Origin of the sequence: Marinobacter sp. THAF197a (assembly GCF_009363275.1) — a bacterium.
Lineage (GTDB): Bacteria > Pseudomonadota > Gammaproteobacteria > Pseudomonadales > Oleiphilaceae > Marinobacter.
Genome location: NZ_CP045324.1, coordinates 2,339,093 through 2,363,787, shown reverse-complemented (window position 1 = coordinate 2,363,787; position 24,695 = coordinate 2,339,093). Strand labels below are relative to the sequence as shown.

21 protein-coding genes are annotated in these 24,695 nt (G+C 58.2%); 12 read left to right on the top strand and 9 right to left on the bottom strand.

Features of this window, described 5'->3' with window-relative positions:
• Nucleotides 1-39: 39 nt before the first annotated feature.
• Nucleotides 40-759, top strand: a complete 720-nt coding sequence (locus tag FIV08_RS10945; RefSeq protein ID WP_061332812.1) for an ABC transporter ATP-binding protein — start codon at nucleotides 40-42, stop codon at nucleotides 757-759.
• A complete protein-coding gene (locus FIV08_RS10940; protein WP_152438324.1) occupies nucleotides 759-3,245 on the top strand; it encodes an ABC transporter permease in 2,487 nt (828 codons plus the stop codon). Before FIV08_RS10945 ends, FIV08_RS10940 begins: the two co-directional genes overlap by 1 nt.
• Before the next feature lie 4 nt (nucleotides 3,246-3,249).
• Here FIV08_RS10940 and FIV08_RS10935 read toward each other — a convergent pair whose 3' ends face one another.
• The 4 genes from FIV08_RS10935 to FIV08_RS10920 form a co-directional block, all read right to left on the bottom strand.
• Nucleotides 3,250-4,029, bottom strand: a complete 780-nt coding sequence (locus tag FIV08_RS10935; protein ID WP_058090558.1) for a substrate-binding periplasmic protein — start codon at nucleotides 4,027-4,029, stop codon at nucleotides 3,250-3,252.
• Between the two features lie 173 nt (nucleotides 4,030-4,202).
• Nucleotides 4,203-5,390, bottom strand: coding sequence for an iron-containing alcohol dehydrogenase (locus FIV08_RS10930; RefSeq protein WP_152438323.1), 1,188 nt, complete (start codon nucleotides 5,388-5,390; stop codon nucleotides 4,203-4,205).
• Nucleotides 5,390-5,935 carry a hypothetical protein gene (locus FIV08_RS10925; RefSeq protein ID WP_058090560.1) on the bottom strand — a complete coding sequence of 182 codons (546 nt, stop codon included), beginning with the start codon at nucleotides 5,933-5,935 and terminating at the stop codon, nucleotides 5,390-5,392. The genes FIV08_RS10930 and FIV08_RS10925 overlap by 1 nt, the downstream gene beginning before the upstream one ends.
• 160 nt (nucleotides 5,936-6,095) lie before the next feature.
• Entirely contained in the window at nucleotides 6,096-7,331 is a 1,236-nt protein-coding gene (locus FIV08_RS10920) for a M48 family metalloprotease (RefSeq protein WP_152439643.1), read from the bottom strand.
• A gap of 229 nt (nucleotides 7,332-7,560) precedes the next feature.
• On the opposite strand from FIV08_RS10920, the gene FIV08_RS10915 reads away from it, so the two are divergent.
• The 8 genes from FIV08_RS10915 to FIV08_RS10880 all read left to right on the top strand — a co-directional run bounded on the left by FIV08_RS10915 (nucleotide 7,561) and on the right by FIV08_RS10880 (nucleotide 16,475).
• A complete protein-coding gene (locus FIV08_RS10915; protein WP_152438322.1) occupies nucleotides 7,561-8,301 on the top strand; it encodes a DUF599 domain-containing protein in 741 nt (246 codons plus the stop codon).
• Nucleotides 8,302-8,319: 18 nt separating this feature from the next.
• Nucleotides 8,320-8,790 (top strand): PaaI family thioesterase, encoded by a 471-nt coding sequence (locus FIV08_RS10910; RefSeq protein ID WP_072677116.1) that lies wholly within the window; start codon nucleotides 8,320-8,322, stop codon nucleotides 8,788-8,790.
• Complete coding sequence (locus tag FIV08_RS10905) at nucleotides 8,787-9,221, top strand: PaaI family thioesterase (RefSeq protein WP_058090563.1); 435 nt, start codon at nucleotides 8,787-8,789, stop codon at nucleotides 9,219-9,221. The genes FIV08_RS10910 and FIV08_RS10905 overlap by 4 nt, the downstream gene beginning before the upstream one ends.
• Nucleotides 9,222-9,600: 379 nt before the next feature.
• Entirely contained in the window at nucleotides 9,601-11,493 is a 1,893-nt protein-coding gene (gene htpG / locus FIV08_RS10900; RefSeq protein WP_152438321.1) for a molecular chaperone HtpG, read from the top strand.
• Between the two features lie 13 nt (nucleotides 11,494-11,506).
• Nucleotides 11,507-11,725 carry a DUF2835 domain-containing protein gene (locus FIV08_RS10895; RefSeq protein ID WP_061332772.1) on the top strand — a complete coding sequence of 73 codons (219 nt, stop codon included), beginning with the start codon at nucleotides 11,507-11,509 and terminating at the stop codon, nucleotides 11,723-11,725.
• 387 nt (nucleotides 11,726-12,112) lie between these two features.
• Nucleotides 12,113-14,284, top strand: coding sequence for a catalase/peroxidase HPI (gene katG / locus FIV08_RS10890; protein ID WP_152438320.1), 2,172 nt, complete (start codon nucleotides 12,113-12,115; stop codon nucleotides 14,282-14,284).
• 132 nt (nucleotides 14,285-14,416) lie between these two features.
• Nucleotides 14,417-15,394 carry a tRNA dihydrouridine synthase gene (locus FIV08_RS10885; protein ID WP_152438319.1) on the top strand — a complete coding sequence of 326 codons (978 nt, stop codon included), beginning with the start codon at nucleotides 14,417-14,419 and terminating at the stop codon, nucleotides 15,392-15,394.
• 97 nt (nucleotides 15,395-15,491) lie between these two features.
• Complete coding sequence (locus tag FIV08_RS10880; RefSeq protein WP_152438318.1) at nucleotides 15,492-16,475, top strand: MBL fold metallo-hydrolase; 984 nt, start codon at nucleotides 15,492-15,494, stop codon at nucleotides 16,473-16,475.
• 6 nt (nucleotides 16,476-16,481) lie between these two features.
• Here the strand turns inward: FIV08_RS10880 and FIV08_RS10875 are convergent, their stop codons facing one another.
• Entirely contained in the window at nucleotides 16,482-17,501 is a 1,020-nt protein-coding gene (locus FIV08_RS10875; RefSeq protein WP_058090567.1) for a class I fructose-bisphosphate aldolase, read from the bottom strand.
• A gap of 147 nt (nucleotides 17,502-17,648) precedes the next feature.
• Here FIV08_RS10875 and FIV08_RS10870 point away from each other — a divergent pair, with 147 nt between their 5' ends.
• Nucleotides 17,649-19,703, top strand: a complete 2,055-nt coding sequence (locus FIV08_RS10870; RefSeq protein ID WP_152438317.1) for a dehydrogenase — start codon at nucleotides 17,649-17,651, stop codon at nucleotides 19,701-19,703.
• A 126-nt stretch (nucleotides 19,704-19,829) separates the two neighbouring features.
• Nucleotides 19,830-20,708, top strand: a complete 879-nt coding sequence (locus FIV08_RS10865) for a metal-dependent hydrolase (RefSeq protein ID WP_152438316.1) — start codon at nucleotides 19,830-19,832, stop codon at nucleotides 20,706-20,708.
• 52 nt (nucleotides 20,709-20,760) lie between these two features.
• Here the strand turns inward: FIV08_RS10865 and FIV08_RS10860 are convergent, their stop codons facing one another.
• The 4 genes from FIV08_RS10860 to FIV08_RS10840 all read right to left on the bottom strand — a co-directional run bounded on the left by FIV08_RS10860 (nucleotide 20,761) and on the right by FIV08_RS10840 (nucleotide 24,694).
• Nucleotides 20,761-21,246 carry a GNAT family N-acetyltransferase gene (locus FIV08_RS10860; RefSeq protein ID WP_058090570.1) on the bottom strand — a complete coding sequence of 162 codons (486 nt, stop codon included), beginning with the start codon at nucleotides 21,244-21,246 and terminating at the stop codon, nucleotides 20,761-20,763.
• 122 nt (nucleotides 21,247-21,368) lie between these two features.
• A complete protein-coding gene (locus FIV08_RS10850; RefSeq protein ID WP_152438315.1) occupies nucleotides 21,369-22,316 on the bottom strand; it encodes an aldo/keto reductase in 948 nt (315 codons plus the stop codon).
• Nucleotides 22,303-23,640: an NTP/NDP exchange transporter gene (locus FIV08_RS10845; protein ID WP_152438314.1), complete on the bottom strand. Its 1,338-nt coding sequence runs from the start codon at nucleotides 23,638-23,640 to the stop codon at nucleotides 22,303-22,305. Before FIV08_RS10845 ends, FIV08_RS10850 begins: the two co-directional genes overlap by 14 nt.
• Nucleotides 23,641-23,782: 142 nt before the next feature.
• Nucleotides 23,783-24,694, bottom strand: coding sequence for a histone deacetylase (locus tag FIV08_RS10840; RefSeq protein ID WP_172972269.1), 912 nt, complete (start codon nucleotides 24,692-24,694; stop codon nucleotides 23,783-23,785).
• Nucleotide 24,695 lies beyond the last annotated feature (1 nt).

Below are 24,695 nucleotides of genomic sequence, written 5' to 3'. Positions count from 1 at the left end.
TAAAACACAGCACCAGACAACGGAGCCACCGTGAACCAGATGACGGATCCCAAGTTAGCCGCCACAAACCCCATGTTACGGGTGACCGATCTTACCCACCGGGTGAGCCTGGAAACTGATACGTTGACGATCTTGCAGGGGGTCAGTCTGGAAATCAATCGGGGAGAGTCCGTAGCCATTGTTGGCCGCTCCGGTTCCGGAAAAACCACCTTGCTCGGATTGCTTGCCGGGCTGGACACCCCGACCGAAGGGAAAGTAGAGCTGGACGGTGCTGAAATCAGCAGCCTGACGGAAGACCAGCGCGCCCAGCTCCGGGCAAGCCGGGTTGGCTTCGTGTTCCAGTCATTCCAGCTGTTGCCGGCGCTGAGCGCGCTGGAGAACGTTATGCTGCCCCTTGAACTGGCGGGGATGGAATCGCCGGAGGCGCGGGCCAAAGAGCTGCTGGAGCGTGTAGGGTTGGGCGAGCGCCTGAGCCACACGCCACGGCAATTGTCTGGTGGTGAGCAGCAGCGGGTCGCCATTGCCCGGGCCTTTGCTTCAGACCCGGTGATCCTGTTTGCCGATGAGCCCACCGGCAATCTGGATAACCGCACGGGCCAGGCGGTGTCGGATCTGCTGATGGATCTGAACCGGGAGCAGGGCACTACATTGGTCATGGTCACCCACGATGAACACCTGGCAGCCCGGTGTGGCCGGCAACTTCACATTGAAGCCGGTGTGCTGACAGAGCCGGAAGCGGCCCGGGAGTTGGCTGACTGATGGCGGCTGCAAAAAAACTGATGTCGGTGCGCCGGGACTGGCGCGAACGTGATGTACGGGTTGTGCTGGTGGCCCTGGTGATTGCCGTGGCTACCGTCGCCACCATTGCCCTGTTCGCCAACCAGCTGCAGAGAACCCTGGTGTCTTCGGCCAGCTCCTTTCTGGCGGCGGACCGTCAGCTTGAGGCGGAAAATGGCCGGCCAGTGCCGGGTGAATGGATTGACGAAGCCCGTGACCGGGGCCTGGAAACCGGCCAGCTGATTGAATTCTCCACCATGGTCTTTGGTGAGGGTGGGTTCCAGCTGGTGTCGGTCAAGGCTGTCAGTGACGAATACCCGTTGCGTGGCGAGATCGAAATTCAGCCAGGTGCGGATGCTGCTCGCCAAACCGTGGCCGCCGGCCCCGGGAGGGGCGAGATCTGGGTCAACCCCAGGTTGCTGCGATTGCTGGAGCTGGAGATTGGTGAAACGCTCGAAGTGGGCAATCTTGAACTTGAGATCACCAGCCTGCTGATACGGGAGCCAGATGGCGGCTTCCGGCTCTCTTCCCTGGCACCCCGTGTGATGATTCATGTGGACGATGTGCCCGGCACCGGCGTGATACAGGAAGGCAGCCGTGCCGAGTACGTGTACTTGTTCGCCGGCCCGGACAACCTGCTTGACGATTACTATCAATGGCTGGAGCCGCGCCTGGAACCAAGCCATGAATGGGAAAGCGTACGCGATGGCGAAACCTTCTCCCGGTCCCTGGAGCGTGCTGAACGTTTCCTGTTGCTCGGTGGCAGCCTGGCGGTTCTGCTGGCGGCAGTGGCTGTGGCGGTTGCCAGCCGTCAGTACGCCTTGTCTCAGAGGGATACCGTGGCACTTCTTAAGACCCTCGGGCTGTCTAGCTGGGGAATTGGCGGCCTTTACCTGCGCCGGTTGGCGCTGTGGGGTATCGCCGGGGTGATTGGTGGTCTTCTGGTGGCGCTGCCGCTGTTCTGGATTCTGGTTCGCCTGTTGAGTGACGTGCTGGAGCAGCCGGTCGATTTCCATCTGGCGCCTTCGGCCCTGCTGCCGGCCTTGCTCACGGCCCTGGTTTCCCTGTTCGCGTTTGCCTATCCGCCCATTCGCCGGCTGCGTAACGTGGCTGCCATGCGGGTTTTGCGGGCGCAGCCCGGGGAAAGTGGGCGAGACGCGATCCCCGATATTGCGATTGCGATTCTGGCCGTGTTTGGTCTGGTCTGGTTATACGCTGGCGAGGTTGCACTGGTGTTTGCCTTGTTGGGCGGCCTGGCACTCCTGTTGGCCGTTTTGGCGCTGGTTGGTGGCCTGATGGTGGCGGTTCTGCGCCGTGTACGGGGCGGCGGCAACGCCTGGCGCCTGGCCCTGGTAGGTCTGTACCGGCATCGGCAGGCCAGCATGGCGCAAATGGCGGTGTTTGCCATGACACTGATGCTGGCGGCCACGCTGATTCTGGTACGCACCTCTTTGCTCGACGACTGGCAGGCCCAGTTACCGGATAATGCCCCTAATCACTTTCTGATTAACATTGCACCGGATGCCGTGGACGATGTGGAAGCCTTCTGGGCAGAGCGTGACGCCCCATTGGATACAATCTATCCCATGGTGCGCGGGCGTTTGACGGAACTGAATGATCAGCCGGTTCTGGAGGCCGTGAGCAAGGATGAACGCATTGGTGCCCTGAACCGTGAGCTGAACCTGACCTGGATGGCGGAGCTGCCTGAAGATAATGAGATTGTCGCCGGCGAGTGGTTTGCCCCCGGCGACACCATCGGTGTGTCGGTTGAGGCAGAGCTGGCGGAACGTATGGGGCTGGTCATGGGGGATCGCCTGACCTTCACCATCGGTTCGGAAACAGTCACAGAACCGGTCACAAGCATTCGTACGGTGCAATGGGACAGCATGAAACCCAACTTCTATATGGCCTTCCCGCCGGGCGGCGGGCTGACGGATATGCCTGGCACCTGGATTACCAGTTTCCATCTGGATGAGGGTAACAAAGTGGCGCTGAACGAGTTTTCACGCCAGTTCCCGACCGTCTCGGTACTGGAGATCGATCATATCATCGAGCGTATCCGGCAGATTGTGCACCAGGTTACTCAAGCCATCGAAGCCATTCTAGCGTTGATCCTGGCGGCGGCTCTGGTGGTGATGGCGGCGGTGGTCAGCGCCACACTGCGGGATCGTCAGCGGGAGGGCGCTTTGCTTCGCACCCTGGGCGGTCAGCAGTCGTTGCTTGCCCGCAGTACCATGCTGGAGTTTGCCTTGCTGGGCTTTGTGGCGGGTATCATGGGGGTTCTTGCGGCAGAGGCTGCGGTCTATGCGCTACAGCTCCGGATGTTTGAGGGCAATTTCCGCTGGCACTGGCAGGTGATGCTGCCCATTCCTTTCATCAGCGCGGTGCTGCTGGCGTTGTTCGGGCGCTGGCAGTTGCGCCCGGTTCTCAGTGTGTCACCCATGCTGCTGTTGCGGCGGCTGGAATAAACTGTCAGCGATAGTTCGCGAGAATGGCCTGTAGCTCGCCGTTCTCGCGAACCCTCTGCAGCTCCTCGTTGAAGGCCTGCACGAACTCCGTCCACTCCGGGCGAACCATGATCCGGAAACCATACTGGCTGATGGCAGTCTCGGAGCTGCTGAAATGTTCTGCCATGCCTTCGGTTTTCAGAATCCACTGGCCGACAAGTCGGTCAGCCAGGGCGGTATCAAAGCGCTCGCCGTGCAGCAGAAACCGGAACATATCCCGGTCACGGGAGACGTCAAAACGCCGAATCTGTTCACTTTCGAAGTAGGAATCAAGGGCTGGGTACATGTAGCCCAGGTGAGTAACCACGGTTTTTCCGAACAGGTCGCTCGGGTGGTTGTACTCAAATTCGGCGCCGTTTGCGAAGAAGAACACTTCCTCTACATGGACAACCGGGTTGGTGAACAGATACTGCTCGGGCTTTTCCGTCCATTCGATGGCACGGGGGGTGCCGTCCAGAAAACCGTCGGCCAGCATCTGGTCGACCCGCTTTCTTGGAATTTTCATGAACTCAAGATCGTAACCGAGGCGCGGCACGATCAGCGCGACCACGTCCCACATGATGCCGGAGGGCTTCTCACCATCCACAATCAGGTATGGGGGATAGCCGTTGGGGGATATGTTGAAACGGAAGGTCCCGGATTGGTCTTCGCCACTGTGTGCCGCCATGGACAGGCACAGGCTCGCCGTCAGGATGGCAAGGCTACGGCGTGAAAAAAGCGATGCTCTGGACAATAGATCTTTCATTCAAAGAAACTCAGGTTGTTGCAGGCCACTGCGGTATATCGATCAAACTTACCCGGCCAACTCCCTGCCAGAACGTTGCTAAATAGTAACGACTTCCTCCTATAAATCAATCATTGTGAATCTGACTTTAGGCTAACCCATCGAACGATGGGTCAGCCCAGCCAACTCTGCGATCAGGCCCAGGCGCGCCGCAGCACCGAAAGGGCGTCTTCCTTGGTGACTTCCCGCGGGTTGAACATGATGGAGCCGTCATCCAGCGCCATTTCGGCGATGGCCTCCAGCTGACTCTCCAGCACTTTGCCGGTTTCCTTCAGGGTACGGGGCAGCTCACAGCGTTTATGCAGTGCGTCCCTGAGCTTGCGGATGGCGGAAATGCTGGCCTCGGCACGGCGGGCTGCAGGGGTTGCCGAGTATACTTCCGGGCCTTCCAGGTAGAGCAGCAGTTCGCCCAGGGGTTCACGGATGCTTTCAATATTGAATTCGAGCACATACGGCAGGTACAGGCTCATGCACAGGCCATGGGGCAGGTGGCAGATCGCGCCGGTTGCGTGGCCCAGGGAGTGTACCAGCCCAACCATGGAGTTGGAGAAGGCAATGCCGGCCATGGTAGAGGCCTGGGCCAGTTCAAGCCGCCCGTTCTCGTCTTTGGGGTTGTCCATCACCGCCAGAAGTGACTGGCTCACCTTTTTGATGGCAGCCGTGGCGTAGGCATCGCTCAGCGGATTCTTGGCCATGCAGGTAAACGCTTCGACCGCGTGAGTCATGGCATCCATGGCGGTTGCGGCGGTGATATGGGGAGGCAGGGTCAGCGTCATCCGTGGGTCGATGATCGCCGCATTCGGCAACAGGAACGATGAGGTGAACGGCAGCTTCACGCCTTTTTTCTCATCGGTAATCACGGCAACGGATGTGACTTCAGAGCCCGTTCCGGCTGTGGTTGGTACCACGAAGAAGGGCTTCAGGGGATGCTTCAGAATACCTGCGCCACTGTACTTGGCGATGTCATCGCCACCTTCGGAGACCAGAATGTTGACGGCTTTGCCGGTATCAATGGCGGAACCGCCGCCCACGGCAATAATGGAATCGCACTTTTCCTTGCGGTAAACCGTGGCGATATCGCGAACAACCGTTGTGGAGGAATCCGGGGGTACGTCGTCATAAATAGAGACGATTTCCAGTCCGCTTTCTTCGCAAGCGGCAATCACAGGGTCAAGCAGGCCTGCCGCCCGAACACCCTTATCGGTAACAATCATCGGGCGCTTGGCTGCCAGGCCGGTCAATTCAAACGGAATGTGTTCCAGGGCGGCTTTGCCGGCAATCACTTTTACCGGGCAGAAGAACTCGTAGTATTTGTTGGTCATTATGCTCTCACTGTCTCGACAAAGTTGGTGGCGACTTTCAGGTAGATGCGGGCTCCGCTGATCAGTTTTTCAGGCAGATGCAGGTTGGCCGGGTATTCCTTGACCGCTCGCTGCGCGACCAGCTTGGGTAGGATGAATGACTCCAGGCGGTTGAGCACACGGGTCATACGCACGGCGTAACTGACATCACCATCTACCAGCATGCGGTCGTTGGCAAAGGCCACCGAGGTCTTTTCCTGGAAGGACAGTACCAGGAATGCATGGGCCATATGCTTGAACTGAATGGAAAGGTCCACCGGCCGGGGAGCACTGTCGCCGTGGAAATGCAGTTTGCCATCTCCGGTGTGCTCAACGATCAGCTTGGGGCCATTGGGCATCACCTGCATCTCGAACAGAAATCCTTCGGGCAGGGCGCGAGTTTCGTTTCGGGTTTGTTCGTCTACTTCGCTGATTGCCTGCAGGGCCCGGCCCATTACCTGGAACATAAGTTCCACATAGGACCGCCTTGCGTGGGAAATCATCGGTTGAAGTCGCTTTACGAGCATGATCGCCATCCGATTGTTGTTTGTTTGACTGATTTTTAGAGTTATTGCTCTAAAAGTCAATGCAATCTGTGACGGCTTTTCTGCGTCAGTGTGGCAAATGCTTTAGCCATAAAAAAACCGGGGGCGTTAAGCCCCCGGTTTTCGCTGTGCTACCTGTCACCTATTGAGACAGATCGGCGAGTTTTCTTTTGGCTTCCTCACCCACATCACCACCGGCTTCGGCGGCTTTCGAGTAATGCCCAATGGCGTCATTCCGACGGTTCTGACGGCTGGCAATATCTCCAAGCCGCAGATAGGCAATGGAGGTGGGCACCACCTGATTGGCCCTCTCAAGGTGTCCACGGGCTTTGTCCAGATTATTCATGGCCAGCGAGTTCAGGCCGTTGTATAGCTGGTACTGGAACATCTCCGGGTACAGCGACACCGCCTTGTCGAAATCCGCCTGGGCTTTCTCTGTCTGCTTCTGTTCTTTGTAGATTCGGCCCCTGAGTGCGAAGAACATAGCTTCGCGGGGTTCCTGCTCGATTGCCTTGTTGATGGAATCGAGGGCTGCGTTCATATCACCTTTGGATGCCAGTTCCATGGCTTTGTCGTGGGCGTCATAGGCAGGCTGGAGCTCTTTCAGCAGGGCAATGCGCCGTTGGTAAATGTCGCGGCCCCGGAAGCCACCGGTTCCCAGCTCTGAGGCCAGTGCCTGGTTCTCCCGAACCCGCCGGGCTGAAGGTGGGTGGGTGGCGAACATGCCGTCCAGCCAACTTGTCTGCCGGCCCTGGGATAATTCCAGAAACAGCTCTTGCAGCTCAACCGCTGCCTGAGGGTCGTAACCGGCGGCTTTCATGTAACGAATGCCGTAATGGTCGGATTCCAGCTCATCACCCTGGCTGTACTGTGCCAGGGCCAGCTGTGCGCCCACGGCCGCGCCGCCCATGATCAGCCCGGCCCATTCGTTATCAGATAACGCAAAACCAAGGCCGGCTACGCCAGCGCTGATCAGCATGCCCTGTTGCATGCGTTGCACGCTGTGCCGCGCCGCAGCGTGGACAATCTCATGTCCCATCACAGCGGCCAACTGGGCTTCATCCTCAAACTTGACCAGCAGGCCCCGGTTGATGGCGATCTTGCCCCCAGGCAAAGCCCAGGCATTAGGCACGCTGCTATTGAGTACCACAAACTCGTACGGCAAATCGGGGCGATCACTAACCCGGGCCAGCTTCATGCCGACCTCGCGAACATAGACTGTCAATTCCGGGTCCAGATAAAACTGCCCACCCTGGGTTTGCTGGGTTGGGGTGTAGTGCTCGGCCCCGAGCGCCAATTCCTGGCTTTCGGGAATCAAAGACAGCTGCTTTTTGCCGGTGACCGGGTTTACGGCACAGCCCGCAATGGCAAGAAACATAACCGAGAGTAACGTCAGTCTCAGAATTTGTCCGGGGTTCACATCCGACTCCTTTGGGCGCCCGATTCCGTGGACGCGCAATTGTTGATTTGAGTGATTCATTATATAGCACAGTACGACCGGTGTTTTAGTGTCAGACCACCCGGGTTGTGGCCGGTTCATGCACCTTCGCGTATCATTGTCACGCAACCTCTCTGCCATATACGTTACAACGGATCGATAACCACGCATGGGCTATTACCTGGAACTAATCGCTTTGTTCTGGTTTCTGGTGTGCTGGGTAGGCTACACCTGGTATTCCCGAAATCGGGCTAGTACTCGCGCCTGCCTCTCGAACACGCTGGATATGTACCGTGAAGACTGGATGCGGGTAATGCTCAAGCGGGAGAACCGGATATCGGACGCTTCTGTGGTTGGTAACCTGGAGCGCAATGGCGCCTTCTTCGCATCCAGCTGCCTGCTGATACTGGCTGGTATCATCACTGCACTCGGCTACACCCGTGAAGCCATGGAAGTGTTCGCCACCATGCCTTTCAGCGCCGTACCGACCCGGGAAATCTGGGAGCTGCGGTTGGTAGTGTTGCTGGTGGTGTTTGTGTATGCCTTCTTCAAGTTCACCTGGTCCATGCGCATGTACAACTTTGTGGCGGTGATGATAGGGAGCGCGCCCCTACCGGACGACACCAAAACCAGCCCCGCCGCCCGGGAGGCCTTTGCCCGCAGTGCCGGCAACATCTGCAACCTGGCAGGAGACGCGTTTAACCTCGGGTTGCGGTCCTATTATTACGCCCTGGCCGTGGTGGCCTGGTTTATCCATCCCATGGTGTTTATAGCGGCTTCTACCCTGGTGGTTGTCGTACTCTACCGTCGGGAATTCCAGTCTGATGCGTTGGCTGCCCTGCGTGCCGGGAAAGTGTTCGAAGAACCCGTGCCCGGTAAGCAGGCTACAGAAACCACTCCGAAAAGCTGAATTGCAGGACATCCCTGAATGAACGATGAAACCCGAATTAACCGGGTTAACCGGTTTGTGAACACCCTCAACCAGGCCTGTGAACTGGGCCTGAGTGCAAAGGAAGCGGGCGAGGGTTATCTGGTCATGGAACTGCCGTACAGCGACAAGATCATTGGTAACCCGGACACCGGCGTCATCCACGGTGGTGCCATTACCACCCTTATGGACACCGCCTCCGGGTCGGTCATGATCTGTGCCCTGGAAGACTTCGAACTTTGCCCGACCCTGGATTTGCGGGTGGACTACATGCGCCCGGCCGAACCCCACAAACCTGTCTACGCCCGGGCCGAGACCTACAAGATTACCAAGAACATCATCTTTACCCGCTGCGAGGCCTATCAGGAGGGCGGTGAGACGATTGCCAACTGTGTTGGCACGTTCATGAGAATCGGCAAAGAAGCCACCCCGAAATCCTACCGAGACCTGATCACCGGAGGCGAGGAATGACCGACCCGGAAATCCTCAAATACACCCAACAAACCGGCGACTTCTCCCGCATGCTGGAGAGCATTCCTTACGCCACCTGGATTGGCTTGCAATGCGACCGCTTCGGAGACGACCTGATTTTCCGGTTGCCAAAGAAGGAAGAGAACCTGGGCAATCCGATTTTGCCGGCGATTCACGGCGGTGTGATTGGTGGCTTCATGGAAATGTCGGCAGCGATCTACCTGATCATGTCCCAGGACACACTGCGGATGCCAAGAATTGTCGACTTTTCCCTGGATTACCTGCGTGCGGGTCTTAACCGCGAAACCTACGCAGAATGCCGCCTTACCCGCCAGGGCAACCGGGTTGCCAATGTGATGATCTCCGCCTGGCAAAAGTCCCGTTCCCAACCCATTGCCACTGCCCGGGCCCATTTCCTGCTCGAAGACTGATTTTTGCCCCCAGGCCGGGGTTGAAATGCTCCGGCCGGCCCCCATTTCTTTGGTCATCCCGATCTGTATCGGTGCAGGCAAGCAGGTGGGGACAGGTTTCCGAAACACGCCTCAAGACGTCCATGTTCGGCTCGGGCTCCGCCATCCCTGGCTCCGCACGGTTCCGGAAACCTGTCCCCACCTGCTCGCCCAGACTCCGTGCAGATTTCGACATTGCGCAACAGTCGGGTGGTGTGTTCGGGGCATGCTTTCCAAAACCTTGCGGAGCCATGGATGGCGGAGCAGAGCGTACAGGGAAGTATTCACAGCGTGTTTTGGAAAGCATGCCCCGAACACGCCGCTCCACCCAAGATAGACCGAGTAGGAGAAAAACACAGCCATGACGGTAGAAACAAACAAAGAGACCCTGGGATTCCAGACCGAAGTGAAGCAACTGCTTCACCTGATGATCCACTCTCTTTACTCGAACAAGGAAATCTTCCTTCGTGAGCTTATCTCAAACGCCTCAGACGCCGAAGACAAACTCCGCTTCGCCGCCCTGAAAGACGACAAACTCTACGAAGGCGACTCCGACCTCAAAATCCGCCTGGATTACGACAAAGACGCCGGCACCATCACCCTGGCCGACAACGGCATCGGTATGACCCGTGACGACGTCATCGCCAACCTCGGCACCATCGCCCGTTCTGGCACCGCCGAATTTCTCAAGCAACTGTCTGGTGACGAGAAAAAAGACAGCAAGCTGATCGGCCAGTTCGGCGTGGGCTTTTACTCCGCCTTTATTGTTGCCGACAAAGTCGACGTATTCACCCGCCGTGCCGGCGCACCGGCAGAGGAAGGGGTGCACTGGGAATCCAAAGGCGATGGCGAGTTCACCATCGAGCCGGTGAATCGCGAACAGCGCGGCACCGAGATTGTTCTGCACCTGAAGTCCGACGCCAAGGAATTCGCCGACGGCTGGAAACTGCGCAGCCTGGTCAAAAAGTATTCTGATCACATCTCCTTCCCAGTGGTAATGAAGGCCGAGGCCGAGGAAGAGGACAAGAAGGGCGAAGAGGAAACCGTTAACGACGCCACCGCCCTGTGGACCTTGCCCCGTAACGAGATCAAGGACGAAGAGTACAAAGAATTCTACAAGCACATCGGCCACGATTTCGAAGACCCGCTGACCTGGTCCCACAACAAGGTGGAAGGCAAGCTGGACTACACCAGCCTGCTGTACATCCCCAAGCGTGCCCCGTTCGACTTGTATAACCGGGAAGCGCCCCGTGGCTTGAAACTGTACGTACAGCGCGTGTTCATCATGGACGACGCCGAGCAGTTCCTGCCGCTGTACCTGCGTTTCACCAAGGGCGTGATCGATTCCAACGATCTGTCTCTGAACGTGTCCCGGGAGATTCTGCAAAACGACAGCACGGTAGAAAGCATCCGCACGGCTTTGACCAAGCGGGTACTGGATATGCTGTCCAAGCTGGCCAAGAAAGACGGCGACGAATACCAGGGCTTCTGGAACGAGTTTGGCACTGTTCTGAAAGAGGGTCCGGCAGAAGACTTCAGCAATCGCGAGAAAATCGCGGGCCTGTTGCGCTTTGCTTCCACTCATACCGGTGAGTCAACCCAGAACGTTTCCCTGGATGACTACATCGCCCGGATGAAAGAAGGCCAGAGCAAGATCTATTACATCACCGCTGACAACTTCATGGCCGCCAAGAGCAGCCCGCACCTGGAAGTGTTCCGCAAGAAGGGTATTGAGGTTCTGATCCTGTCTGACCGCATCGACGAGTGGATGATGGGCTACCTCAACGAGTACGACAGCAAGCAGTTCCAGGACGTCGCCCGAGGTGACCTTGATCTCGGTGAAGTGGAAACCGAGGAAGACAAGAAGCACCAGGAAGAGGCCGCCAAGGAGCACAAGGACCTGATCGAGCGCATCCAGAAAGCGCTGGAAGACCGTGTGCAGGAAGTGCGGGTCACCAACCGCCTGACCGATTCACCTGCCTGCCTGGTGACCGGTCAGTTCGATATGGGCGCGCAGATGAAGAAGATCATGGAAGCCGCCGGCCAGAAGGTGCCAGACAGCAAGCCGATCTTTGAAATCAATGTGGACCATCCTCTGGTGCAGCGCCTGGAGCAGGAATCCAAAGATGAGCGCTTCGGCGAGTTGTCTGCGGTGTTGTTCGACCAGGCCACGCTGGCCAGTGGTGAGCAACTGAAAGACCCCGGCGCCTATGTCAGCCGCCTGAACCGTCTGCTGCTGGAGCTGGCTAACTGAGCCAGCACTGACCATGCAGCAGATTATTGTGGACATCAGCATCAGCCCTGATGAGTGGATCAAGCTCTATCAGGGCGTTGCCACCGATGTTCGCACCACGGCCCGGGACGGACGCTCTGTCCGTTTCCCGGCCCGTATCCTTTCCCGTTTCTTCCTCAAAGACGGCATTCAGGGCAGTTTCCGCATTCTGTTTGACGATCAGGGCAAGTTTGCCTCTATCGAGCGTTTGTAACGCCCGCCTTCAAGATTGAGATTTCTGCGCCTTTAACGATAAAGAAAAACTTTCAAAAGCTTATTTTTAATTAATTGTCCGTTGATCGCTCCCCCGCGATAAGGTGAAGGTGTTCTCGCAATCAAGGAGTTGCGCCATGTCAGTGTCAAACGAATTTGCACCGGTAGCATGGAAGGACTTGCTCGGGATTCTGGTGGACTACTATCAGGATTACGCAATCGCCCAGTGATCGTTCTGTCGCTTTGCCCGGGCTGCGGGAAGTCCATAGGGATTCACTATACAGGCGGTAGTAAACATTCAAGCAGCGGCCTGTGAATGATCTATATTTAGTGATGCCCTTGATCGTGAAATGTTTTTTTGCCAATGACGCAGAAACAGGAGAATACGATGTCTGAGAATAATAGTGGTGGTAAGTGCCCGGTCATGCACGGGTCAAATACGCAGGAGCAGGGCAATGTGGCGGCCTGGTGGCCGGAGAACCTGAATCTGGATATCCTGCACCAGCACGACAGCAAGACTAACCCGATGGGCGAAGACTTCGACTACCGCGAAGAAGTCAAAAAACTCGATTACGAAGCGCTCGAAAAGGACATGCACGAGCTGATGACCAACAGCCAGGATTGGTGGCCGGCAGATTGGGGTCACTATGGCGGTCTGATGATTCGTATGGCGTGGCACGCGGCAGGCACCTACCGGCTGGCCGACGGCCGTGGTGGCGGTGGCACCGGCAACCAGCGTTTTGCTCCTCTGAATTCCTGGCCCGATAACGGCAACCTTGATAAGGCTCGCCGCCTGCTGTGGCCGATCAAGAAGAAGTATGGCAACAAGGTAAGCTGGGCCGACCTGTTTATCCTTGCCGGTAACATTGCCTATGAGTCCATGGGCTTCAAAACCTTTGGCTTCTCCTACGGCCGTCAGGACATTTGGCACCCCGAAAAAGACATCTACTGGGGTGCAGAGAAAGAGTGGCTGGCGCCTTCTGACAGCCGCTACGAGAACGTAGACAAGCCAAACACCATGGAAAACCCGCTGGCCGCGGTTCAAATGGGCTTGATTTACGTGAACCCGGAGGGGGTAAACGGTAATCCCGATCCTCTCAAGACCGGCGAGCAGGTTCGCGAAACCTTCGCCCGTATGGCCATGAACGACGAAGAAACCGCTGCACTGACCGCCGGCGGCCACACCGTGGGTAAAGCGCACGGTAACGGCGATGCGGATGCGCTTGGGCCAGAGCCGGAAGCAGCAGACGTAGAGAATCAGGGCTTCGGCTGGATCAACCCCAACATGCAGGGCAAGGCCACCAATGCCATTACTTCCGGCATCGAGGGCGCCTGGACCACCAACCCGACCAAATTCGACATGGGTTATTTCGACCTGCTGTTCGGTTACGACTGGCAGTTGACCAAGAGCCCGGCTGGCGCAAACCAGTGGGAGCCGGTCGACATCAAAGAAGAGCATATGCCGGTTGACCCGACGGACATGAAGACCCGCGTCAAGCCGATGATGACCGACGCCGACATGGCCATGAAAATGGACCCGAAGTACCGCGCCATCTGTGAGAAGTTCATGGCAGATCCGGAGTACTTCAAAGACTGCTTCGCCCGTGCCTGGTTCAAGCTGACACACCGGGATATGGGGCCGAAGTCCCGTTACATCGGTCCGGACGTTCCCGCTGAAGACCTGATCTGGCAGGACCCGGTTCCCCAGGGCGAGACCAACTACATTGAGGAAGTGGTCAAAGAGAAAATCGCTGACGCTGGCCTGAGCCTGAACGAGCTGATCACCACGGCCTGGGACAGCGCACGCACCTTCCGTGGCTCAGACATGCGCGGCGGCGCCAATGGTGCCCGCATCCGCCTGGCCCCTCAGAAAGACTGGGAAGGCAATGAGCCGCAGCGCCTGGCCAAGGTGTTGAAGGTTTATGAGAAAATCTCAGCCGACACCGGCGCGAGCATCGCGGATGTCATCGTGCTGGGCGGTAACCTGGGCATCGAGATGGCCGCCAAGGCCGCAGGCCACGACGTGCACGTGCCGTTCCTGAAAGGCCGTGGCGATGCCACCGACGCGATGACCGATGCGGCATCGTTCGAGCCGCTGGAACCGCTGTCTGATGGCTTCCGTAACTGGCAGAAGAAAGACTACGTGGTCAAACCGGAAGAGATGCTTCTGGACCGTGCCCAGCTGATGGGCCTGACTGCGCCGGAGATGACGGTTCTGCTGGGCGGTATGCGGGTGCTGGGCACCAACTACGGTGGCACCAAGCACGGCGTGTTCACAGATCGCGTTGGCCAACTGACCAACGACTTCTTCGTGAACCTGACCGACATGGCCAACCGTTGGGAGCCCACTGGCAAGAACTCCTACAACATCGTGGATCGCAAGAGCGGCAACACCAAGTTTACCGCGACCCGTGTTGACCTGGTGTTCGGTTCCAACTCCATCCTGCGTGCCTACGCAGAGCTGTACGCCCAGGACGACAACGAAGCCAAGTTCGTGAAAGACTTCGTAGCCGCCTGGACCAAGGTAATGAACGCAGACCGCTTCGACGTTAAGAAGTAAGCCGCAGTAACCAGCCGGGCATCCTGTTTCGGGATGCCCGGCTACCTATTTGCCCCCGAATTCCTTACAATCCGCTCCGCCTGATTTTTGATCAGCCGTCATTGATCTTTTTTCTCAGTATCTGGAGCCTTCATGCGAATCATCCTTGCCCCGATGGAAGGGCTGGTCGACGCACCCATCCGTGAAACCCTGACCAAGGTCGGCGGGATTGACCGGTGCGTGACGGAATTTATTCGCGTGACCCACGGCATGTTGCCGCCCCGGATTTTCTACAAGTACGCCCCGGAACTTCACAACAACGCGCTGACCGAAGTGGGCACACCCGTGGCCGTGCAGTTACTGGGTTCAAACGCCGAAATGATGGGCCGCCATGGTGCCAAGGCCGCTGAACTGGGAGCAGGGCAGGTGGATATCAATTTTGGCTGCCCCGCCAAAACCGTCAACAAGCATAAAGGTGGTTGCGTGCTGATGCGGGAGCCGGAATTGATGTACGACATCACAGCGGCTGTGCGCAAAGCAGTACCTGCCAATATCCCGGTAACCGCCAAGATGCGCCTGGGCTACGACGACCGCTCCATGGGTGTGGCCTGTGGCCAGGCACTGGAAGCCGCCGGGGCATCGGAGATCGTGATCCACGCCCGCAGTAAAGTGGATGGCTACAAACCGCCCGCCTACTGGGAAGAGATTGCCAAAGTGCGCGAAGCGGTCCAAAGCCACGTCATCGCCAACGGCGAAATCTGGACAGTGGAAGACTACTGGCGCTGCCGCAAAGTCTCTGGCTGTGACGACGTGATGATTGGCCGTGGCCTGATTGCCCGGCCAGACCTGGCGGCACAGATTAAAGCCTCACAGCAGGGTGACTCTATCGAACCCATGGCCTGGCCGGAAGCGGTTGCCCTGGTGCGTGAATATGCGGCAGCCCTGCAAACCCGCCTGGAAGACAAATACGTGACCGGTCGCATCAAGCAATGGCTCAATTACCTGCGCCAGGGCTTTGCCGAAGCCGAGGCGCTTTGGCCCCAGGCTCGGAAGCTCCGGGACGTGGCGCCCATGCTGGCTTGCCTGGGCCAGCCAGTTGACTTACCCGCCAAGCGCTCCAACGCTGCCTGACGTCCCACCCCCTATGCTTTCCCCTCGACTACACTGGTACGAATCGGTGTAGTTGTCGTAAATCTTTTCGGTTTTGAAAAACGAGAGGGATGGCACGATGAAAACAAAGAAACGCCAGATGGCCCTTGGCCTGGCCTTGGCGGCAGGGCTTGCTGTGGCAACGTCAGCCCAGGCCGACGACGCTGTGGTCAAAGTTACCCCATTGGGCAGCCACGACGGTGAATTCTGTAGCCGCGATCGCGCACTGATCTTTGAAGACCCGAACGGCACCCGCATTCTGTACGATGCCGGCCGCACGGTGGCCGGCCCGGACGACCCACGCCTGGGTAATATCGACGTTATCCTGGTGTCCCACATGCATGGGGACCACGTGGGCGACCAGCGAATCGACAAAACCAATCAGGGGAGCTGTGGCAATCCGGAGACCTCGGTTTCCAGCTTGCCCCAGTCCAATACCGTTGATATCGCCTTGAAAAAGAATTCAACCATCGTCACTGGCAGCGAGATGCCCGCGTTCTTCGCCGCCAAGCTGAAAGAGGGCGGCGGTGATCCCGGTAAGTCACTTCTGGTTCGTTTTGGCGGGAGTCGGGACGTTGGTGGCGTCTCTATTACCACTGTTCCGGCCGTACACAGCAACGGTGTTTTGCCGTCGTTTCTGACCGGCCCGCTGGCGGATTACCTGGCCGCTGCCGGTGTCAGTGCCAGTGTTGGGCCACCAACTGGCTATGTGCTGACATTCTCTAACGGGCTCGTTGTATATTTGTCTGGCGACACGGGCATTACGGCAGAGCAGAAGCTGGTAGTGAAGGAGCACTACGGCGCGCAGTTGGTGGTTATAAACATTGGTGATACCTTTACCACCGGGCCCACGGAAGCGGCCTATGTGATCAACGACCTGATCAGCCCGGCGGCGGTGATCGCCTCGCACGCCAATGAAGCCGCTACCGAGAACGGCAAGGTGGTAGCCGGCACGCGCACGGCCCGGTTCACCGAACTGGTGTCTGCGGCCGTACACGTGCCCCTCAGTGGCCGCACCATGGCATTCAATGGTGCGGCCGGTTGCATCAGCGGCTGTAACTGAAGCGCTTTAGTCAGAGCTCTCCAGCTCTGGAGAGTAACTGCCGGAACGGGCCAGGCCATTAAGCCTGGCCCGTTTTTTCATGGCCGCCTGGGCTTTGTCTGCGTTGTCCAGCTTACCGGCCCAGGCTTTCTGCGCTGGCTCCTGCAGGGCCCGGCCGTAGGAAAAGCTAAGCTCCCAGGGGTGATAACCCATGCTGTTCAGGGCGTTCAGGTTTTCGGTGGATTCCTCCGGGGTTTGGCCACCGGACAGGAAGAATATGCCCGGTACAGCCGCCGGCACCACCCGCCGGAACACGCTCAGAGTCGCCTCGGCAACCTGTTCCGGGCTGGCTTTGCCCGTTTCTTTGCCCGGTGTCACCATACTGGGTTTCAGCACCATGGTTTCCAGGTCCACCCGGTGGCGGTGCAGTGCCTTGAACACTTCCAGCAACACATCTTCACTGACTTCCGCCGCGCGTTCGATGCTGTGGTTGCCATCGATCAGAACCTCCGGTTCCACAATGGGCACTATGCCCATGGACTGGCATACGGCGGCGTAGCGGGCCAGCACCTCGGCATTGGATTTGATCGCCTGGAACGAGGGCAGGGTGTCGGAGATATGGAACACATCCCGCCACTTGGCAAAGCGCGCGCCCATGGATTTGTAGTGCTCCAGGCGCGTGCCAAGGCCATCCAGCCCGTAGGTGATTTCATCGCCCGGGGCGTTTACCAGCGGGCCTTTGCCCTGGTCCACCTTGATGCCAGGAACAATGCCCTGGCTGGCCAGCAGCTTGGGGATGGCCACATCGTCCAGGCTCAGTTGCTCCAGCGTTTCCTCGTACAGAATAACGCCGCTTACGTGCGCTCCAAGCCTTGGTGTGGAAAAGATGATGCTGCGGTATTCGCGCCGGGTGGCTTCCGTGGATTCAACGCCCACCGCCTTGAACCGTTTGGCAATGGTTGGGGCGCTCTCATCTGCCGCGAGAATACCTTTGCCCGGCTGGACCAGGTCGGCAATGGTGGCTAACAGCTCCTGTTTAACGCTCATGGCTCCTCCTTGGTTGCTGATTCTGCAGTGGTCGAGATGTATTCAGTGTAGTCTCAAAAAGCCCGGCTGTTATTTGATCTGGGCTAAGGCGGGAAAGCATCGCAGCTTCTAGACTTAAGGCATAACAAGATCATACTGGAGCCCGCCATGAAAACCGTCGTCAGCGTCAGCCAGGGATCGTCTGAGTACGACTATGAGCTGGAAACCGAATTTCTGGGTCATACGTTTCGCGTGGTGCGAGTGGGTACCGATGGCAATCTTGATCGGGCCGAGGCTGTTCTCGATTCGATTCGCGCACAGGCTGATGCCATTGGCCTGAGCATGATTCACGACCACTACCAGGTGGGCCGTGAGCAGCTTGAACACCCGGATACCGCCAGGCTGGAAGCCTGCGTGCCAGACAAACCGATCACCACCGGGGCGGGATTGCGGGGCATCCTCCAGGAGTGGGCGGTTCGCCATACCCAGACAGAGCTGGGCCACTTTTTCGATAACGCCCGGGTGTTGTTCCTCAATGGCCAGGCCGGATTCCGCATTGCCAGGGCCTTGTCTGAGCATACCGACAACCTGTTCTTCGCCGATCCATACCTGGACTTTGGCGTGCCCCGGCTACTCAATTCGCTTAACCAGCTCGAAGCCTATACCAAGCTCACGGCCCCGGTGATGTTCAGCCCCAACGCCGTCAGGGTTATAGAACGATTGCACCGAAGCCCCCTGTACCGCATGGGGGAGAAGCTGATCAGCGGCTCGTTGCATAAGGCGGTAAAAGACTGCCATGTGATCGTTGGTGCTATGGGAGATCTTGAAGTGTTTTCCGAGAAGGAACTGGATGGCAAAACTGTGATTACCTCCAGAGTCACCACATCCGCCCTGGACTGGTTCCGCTCCCGGCGCGTTGCCATGGTGGTGGATTACAGCCCCTGGCTGGCAGGCCGCCCGGTGGGGGTCAACGTGATGGAGGCGATGATCAGTGCGGCTCTGTCCCGCACACCGGAGCAACTGGGTGCGGACGATTTCCTGGACGTGATTGAACAGTTGGGCGTAGAGCCCCGCATCCTGTACCCGAACGGCTACCGTCGGATCAACCGCTTTGCCTTTGTGATTCACCCGTTGTCTCAGCAATACCTGACCAAAACCCCGCCCCTGGATTGGGTAGCGAGCGTGTCGCCACCGGCGGTGATGAACCTTGTGGAAAAGGCCATTGCCTACACGCCTCCGTTTGTTTACTCCAAGGTTTCGGGCATCCAGTCGCCCACCGGCGATGAGGTGGAAGGCTGGCTGATCACCGTAGGCGGCACACCCAGGGAAATCATGGACCACGACCCGGAATTCACCTACAGCCGATTGCTGGCGGCGGCGAATCTGGCGAAGAAACTGGGCGCCCAGATCATGGGGCTGGGGGCGTTCACCAAGGTAGTGGGCGATGCGGGGATCACCGTGGCCAAGCGGGCACCGCTGCCCATCACCACCGGTAACAGCTACAGCGCCTCGGGCGCTCTTTGGGCGGCCCACGATGCGGCGAAGAGGATTGGCCGTGTCAGCATTGGCAAGAGCGGTAAGATGGCCGGCAAAGCCATGGTTGTCGGCGCCACCGGCGCTATCGGCTCTGTCTGCGCCCGGTTGTTGGCCAAGGCCGTGGATGAAATCTACCTGGTGGCACCGGAAGCGGCCAAGTTGTTATCCCTTAAAGAAAGCATTGAACAGGAAACCCCCGGCGCCATCGTACATGTGGCCGCCACCACCAACCGTGACCTGGGTGATATGGACATGGTGGTCACTGCCACCTCCGGCGCCGGTAAACGTATTCTGGACATCATGCAGGTGAAACCCGGCTGCGTGATCACAGACGTGGCCAGGCCCCTGGATATACCGGCGGAAGACGTGGCCAAGCGGCCCGATGTGCTGGTGATTGAATCTGGAGAGATCAAACTGCCTGGCATCGTGAAAATGAAAGACATCGGCCTGCCCAAGGGCATTGCCTATGCCTGCCTGGCAGAAACCATCGTGTTGGCGCTCGAGGCAAGGTTCGAGAATTTCACCCTGGGCCGGAACATTGAATGGGAAAAGGTGCGGGAAATATACAAACTGGGCCTGAAACACGGCATGGAGCTGGCGGCTGTATCCGGCGTTAACGGGGTGTTTACCGAGGAAGATTTCGAGAGAGTGCGCACCTTGGCCGCCCATGTCACGGAACCGGCCTGAACCAGGCAAAGGCCTGAAGAGTGTGGGTAACGGTGGATTTTGGCCCACAAACACCTGCCGCCCACTCTCGGAGCAGCGTAGCCTGTTGACTACGCAATAAACGAATGGCTTCGGGAGAGTTCTGCCATGAACGCGCCAGTGTCACAGATCAAGAAAACCAGCAATGCAGCCTACCGGACCGCAACGCCCCCTGGATTTCTACCGGAAGTACGCAGCCCGGATTTCGAGTTTCCGGAGGACCTGCCAAGGTACTGGTGGGACAACGACCCGGCGAAAACCCTTTTGCTGGCGGCGTTGTCTGCCAGCTTCCCGCCGGGAGAGAGATTCTTCATTGATACCGTTCGCCACTACCAGAACCAGATTACCGATCCCGAACTGAAAAAAGCGATTCGCGCGTTCATCGGCCAGGAAGCTCACCACTCGAAAGAGCATAAAATGATGAACGGCTTCCTTGAAGAGCGGGGGGTTAACCTCAGCCGGCTTGAGCGGGAAGTCCAGTGGTTCATGAACTGGATGCGCAAACGCTTCACCCCGGAGCGCCAGCTGGCGCACACCGTTGCGGTGGAACACTTTACTGCTCTGATGGCGGAGGAGTTCCTGCTTAAATATGATGCCTTGGAAGAAATGGACCCGCGCATTGCGCCGGTCTGGGCCTGGCACGCCATTGAGGAGTCCGAGCACAAGGCCGTCGCATTTGATGTGTACAAGAGCGTGGGCGGCAGCGAGTTCATTCGGGTAACCGAAATGATGTTTGTCAGCGTGATGTTCCCGCTGTTCAGCACCGTTCACCTGGTACAACTGATGAAAGCCGATGGCCAGCTGGGCAACCTGAAATCCTGGGCCAAGGGCCTGAACTACATGTGGGGCAGACCGGGGGTCTTCCGCAAACTGATTCCGTCCTACCTGAAGTATTACAGCCCGAACTTCCACCCCTGGGACAACGATGCCCGGGATCTGGTGGAGAAGGCCAAGAAGCGTTGGTTGCCGGCCTCACTTCAAGGCTGAATTGCACCATTTGCATTCGTTGAGGGGGCAGCCGCAATGGCTGCCCGCCGGATTACGCCGTTAGGTCCTTGCGCATGTTGTAGCGCAGGAACTGAGCCCCGCGAACCGTCACCCGCTGTTCATCCACCACCTCAAAACCGTGGCGTTCAAAGAAGGGCTTGGCCACTACGCTGGCTTCGGTTTTCAACTCTTTTGCGCCTTTGGCAATCAGTTGCTGTTCCGCTTCATGATACAGCGTGGAGGCAATGCCACGACGGGCATAGTTAGGGGCAGTAAACACCAGATCAATGGTGCCGTCGTCATCGTAGGAGATAAACCCGGCCAGGTCCTGGCCTTCTTCCGCCACCAGGGTTTCCAGTGACTCCAGCCTTTGCCGCCAGGTATCCAGGTGCGGCGTACGGGAGGCCCAGGCAAACCGCTGGGTTTCGTCATAGGCGCCGGCCGTGAGTTCATGCACGGAATCGGTAAACAGGCGAACCACCGGGCTCAAATCCTGAATACGGTACTTGCGAATAGTGATCGACGTGATTGTGCTCATGATGACTCAGTGTGTACCTGTGTTGGAGCGCGGGTTAATAACCCATAAACCCGCTACTCCAGTCAGCATACCGACAACCGCAGGAAAATCCAGCCTTTGAATTACCTGAGTCAAGCGCCTTGTTACAGGCTTTCAATGTGCGCAATCATCCGTTGTCGCATCTCATCATCCGGCAGCCGGCCCATTGCTGCGCCCATGTTGTCGATCATGTGGCGGGCCCTGCTGGTGGCGGGTGTGGCAGCGGTCACCACCGGGTGTGCCAGTACAAACTTGAGGAAGAACTGGCCCCAGGTATGGGCATCGAACTCTGCCGCCCAACGCGGCACCTCTTTGCCCCGCACCTTGTCCCACAGGCGAGTGCGACCAAAGGGCGCGTAGATCAGTACAGCAATACCCTTGTCCCGCGCCAGAGGCAGGATGCGCTCCTCCATGGTGCGGTTATCAATCGCGTAGTCGACACCGATAAAATCGATGGGCTCTTGCTCTATTACCCGTTCCAGGCCTTGGTACTGCTGGGGGAAGGTGGTGGTCACGCCGATATAACGCACCCGGCCTTCAGCCCGGTATTCCTTAAGCATGCCCAACTGCGTGGGAATGTCCGCCATGTTGTGCACCTGGATAAGATCAATAGGGTCTTTTCCGATCCGCTCGAATGACGTTTCCAGTTGCGCCCGTGCCTGATCCGGGTCTGCCTTGCCACCACCGCGCCCCGCCACATTCAGTTTCGTGGCCCAGAACAGCTTGTTGGCGATGCCCTGCTCATTGGCGATACGCGCAGCGACTGCTTCGGAAGCACCATAACTGGGGGCGGTATCAAATACGGTACCGCCTTCCTTCACCAGGGCTCCCAGCACTTCCCGAAGTGCATCCAGGTCTTCACTACGGGCAGTGCTGGAAAAAGTTGCGGAACTGCCAAGGCCAATCCCCGGCAAACGCTCGCCGGATGAGGGAATGGGGCGGGTAATCAGCTCCAGTTTGCGGTCTGCCTCAGCCCACAGCAGGCTGGGCCTGGCTGCCAGTGTAACGCCGGCGGCCATGGCCAGTTTCAGATAAGCTCTACGGGATATCATGGCGTGGTTCTCCTCGTGTTCCTTGGATCATTGGTGAAGCCGCAATGGCTTTCTGCCGCTGGCTCTTACCCAGCCAGAGCGCCAGGCCGGCCCAAACCAGGGCCAGTGGCACAGCCACGGTGGCAATGGCCGCAAGGCCCATGCCCAGCCGGGCCAGCAGGCCTTCGGTCTGGGCGCCGACCACATCACCGGCCCGGTAAACAAAGGTGTCGATAAACGCCTTTGCCTTGTACTTTTCTTCCCGTGTGGTCACGGTAAACAGGGTTTCCCGGGCGGGCCGCATCAAGGCTCTCTGAACAGCCCGGAACGAGGCTTCGAGCACCACCAGCGCCGCAAAGGAGCCAACAATGGCCAGCCCGATAAAGCCCAGGGCAGCGGTCAGCGGCAGCAAGGCCAGCGTCAGGGAAACCCCCAAACGCTTCATCAGGTGCCCGGCCACCAGCGCCTGCATCACCAGGGTCGCCACCTGGGTAATCAGGTCGATGCGGGCAAAAAGGGTGGTGCGCAGGTCTGTACTGCCTTCCATGGCTGCCACCATATGCAGGCGGGTGAAATAGATAAACGTCGCCATGATGGCCAGAATCACCACATAGGCGGCAATCCCCATCAAATACCGGGACTTGAACACTGCCCGGAAGCCCTCCCAGGCACTGCCACCAATGCGTTCATGTTCATCAACGGCGGGCGGATCTTCCGGGTCTTTGCGTTCTGCCGGGTTATGGGGTTGCAGGCCGGTGAGCACCCAGGCCGCAATCAGCGCCAGCACCAGAAACCCGGCCGAGACCAGCAGCAGAGCCGGAGTGCCCAGAGGCTCTGCCAGTCGCCCCGCCAACCACGGCCCAAATATGGCACCCAGCGTTCCCCCCACTGCAATCAAACCAAAGAAGCGCTTACCCTGGTCAAACGAGAAGCGGTCGGCCATCAACGCCCAGAACACCATGGTGACAAACAGGTTGAACACGCTAAACCACACATAGAACACCTGCCCGGTGGTCACCCCGATCACTTCCGGGGTTAGCGTCATCAGGCTGTAGAACACCAGCAGGGTGAAACTGAAAAACAGGTAGGTAGCGGTTATAAACAAGCGGCGAGGCAGGTGGCTGACCAGCCAGCCAAAGACCGGGTTAACGGCCAGCGTTATCACTGCGGTGCCAACAAACAGCCAGCGCACTGCATCAATGCCGCCCTGCATCCCCAACGCTTCGCGGGCAGGGCGCAATACCATCAGCGCCGTCAGCACACAGAAAAAATAGAACACAGCCAGGAACACCGGAACGATTTCGTGGCGGCGAATGTTGAACGCTTTCTGAAACGGGTGGCGCACGTGATGGCTCCCGATGGGGCCGGGGAAATGCGACGCGGTGCTCCCTGCGGCTATGAATTCTTGTTATCGTGTTAAACGAACTTTGATGTTAATCATAGGCCAAAGTTCCGCTGGATGGGGTGGAGACAGCATCGCTTCCTCATCAGCTGCCCGTAAATACCCGACAGGCCTCTTCCACCACAATCCCGTGCCGTCTTGCGAGGTTGGCCCGGTTGTCATCATAGCCACCACCAATCACCGTAGCCACGGGAATACCCCGGCGCTTGAGTTCCCCCAGCACAAGCCGGTCCCGCTGACGAATACCTTGCTCCGATATGTTGAGCTTGCCAAGGGGATCGCCCTCGTACACATCCACACCGGCGTCGTAGAGCACGATGTCTGGCTTGGACAGCGCCAACGCCTGTTTTAGGGTTTCGTGAACAACCGTCAGATAGTCTTCATCACCCATGCCATCGGGCAGCGCCACGTCCAGATCACTCATTTGTTTTTCAAAGGGGAAATTACGTTCGCAGTGGATGGAACAGGTGAATGCCCCTGGTGTGTTGGCGAGCAGGGCTGCGGTGCCATCCCCCTGGTGCACATCCAAATCGAAGACCAGCACCCTGTTGATGCCTTCTTGCCCAAGCAGCACGTTGGCAGCAATCGCCAGGTCATTGAGGATGCAGAACCCGGAGGCGTAATCGAAATGGGCGTGATGGGTGCCGCCGGCAAGATGGCAGGCAATGCCGTGGTGCAGGGCCAGTTGCGCGGCAAGCACGGTGCCGGAGGGCGCCAGAAACGTACGTCGCACCAGGCCCGGGCTCCAGGGCAGGTTCACTTGCTTCTGCTCCTGCGGGGTCAACCGGCCCTGGGCGAAACGGGACAGGTAGTCCGGGCAATGGGTTTGTGTGAGCCAGCCCTGGCGGCAAGGGGCTGGGCGAAAGCTGTTGCGGCGGGTGAGCAGCCCCGTGGAACGCATGTATTCCGCCAGAAGACCGAACTTCTCCATGGGGAAGCGGTGCTTCTGCGGGAAAGGAAAGCTGTAATCCGGGTGATGGACAATGGGTATGGTCATT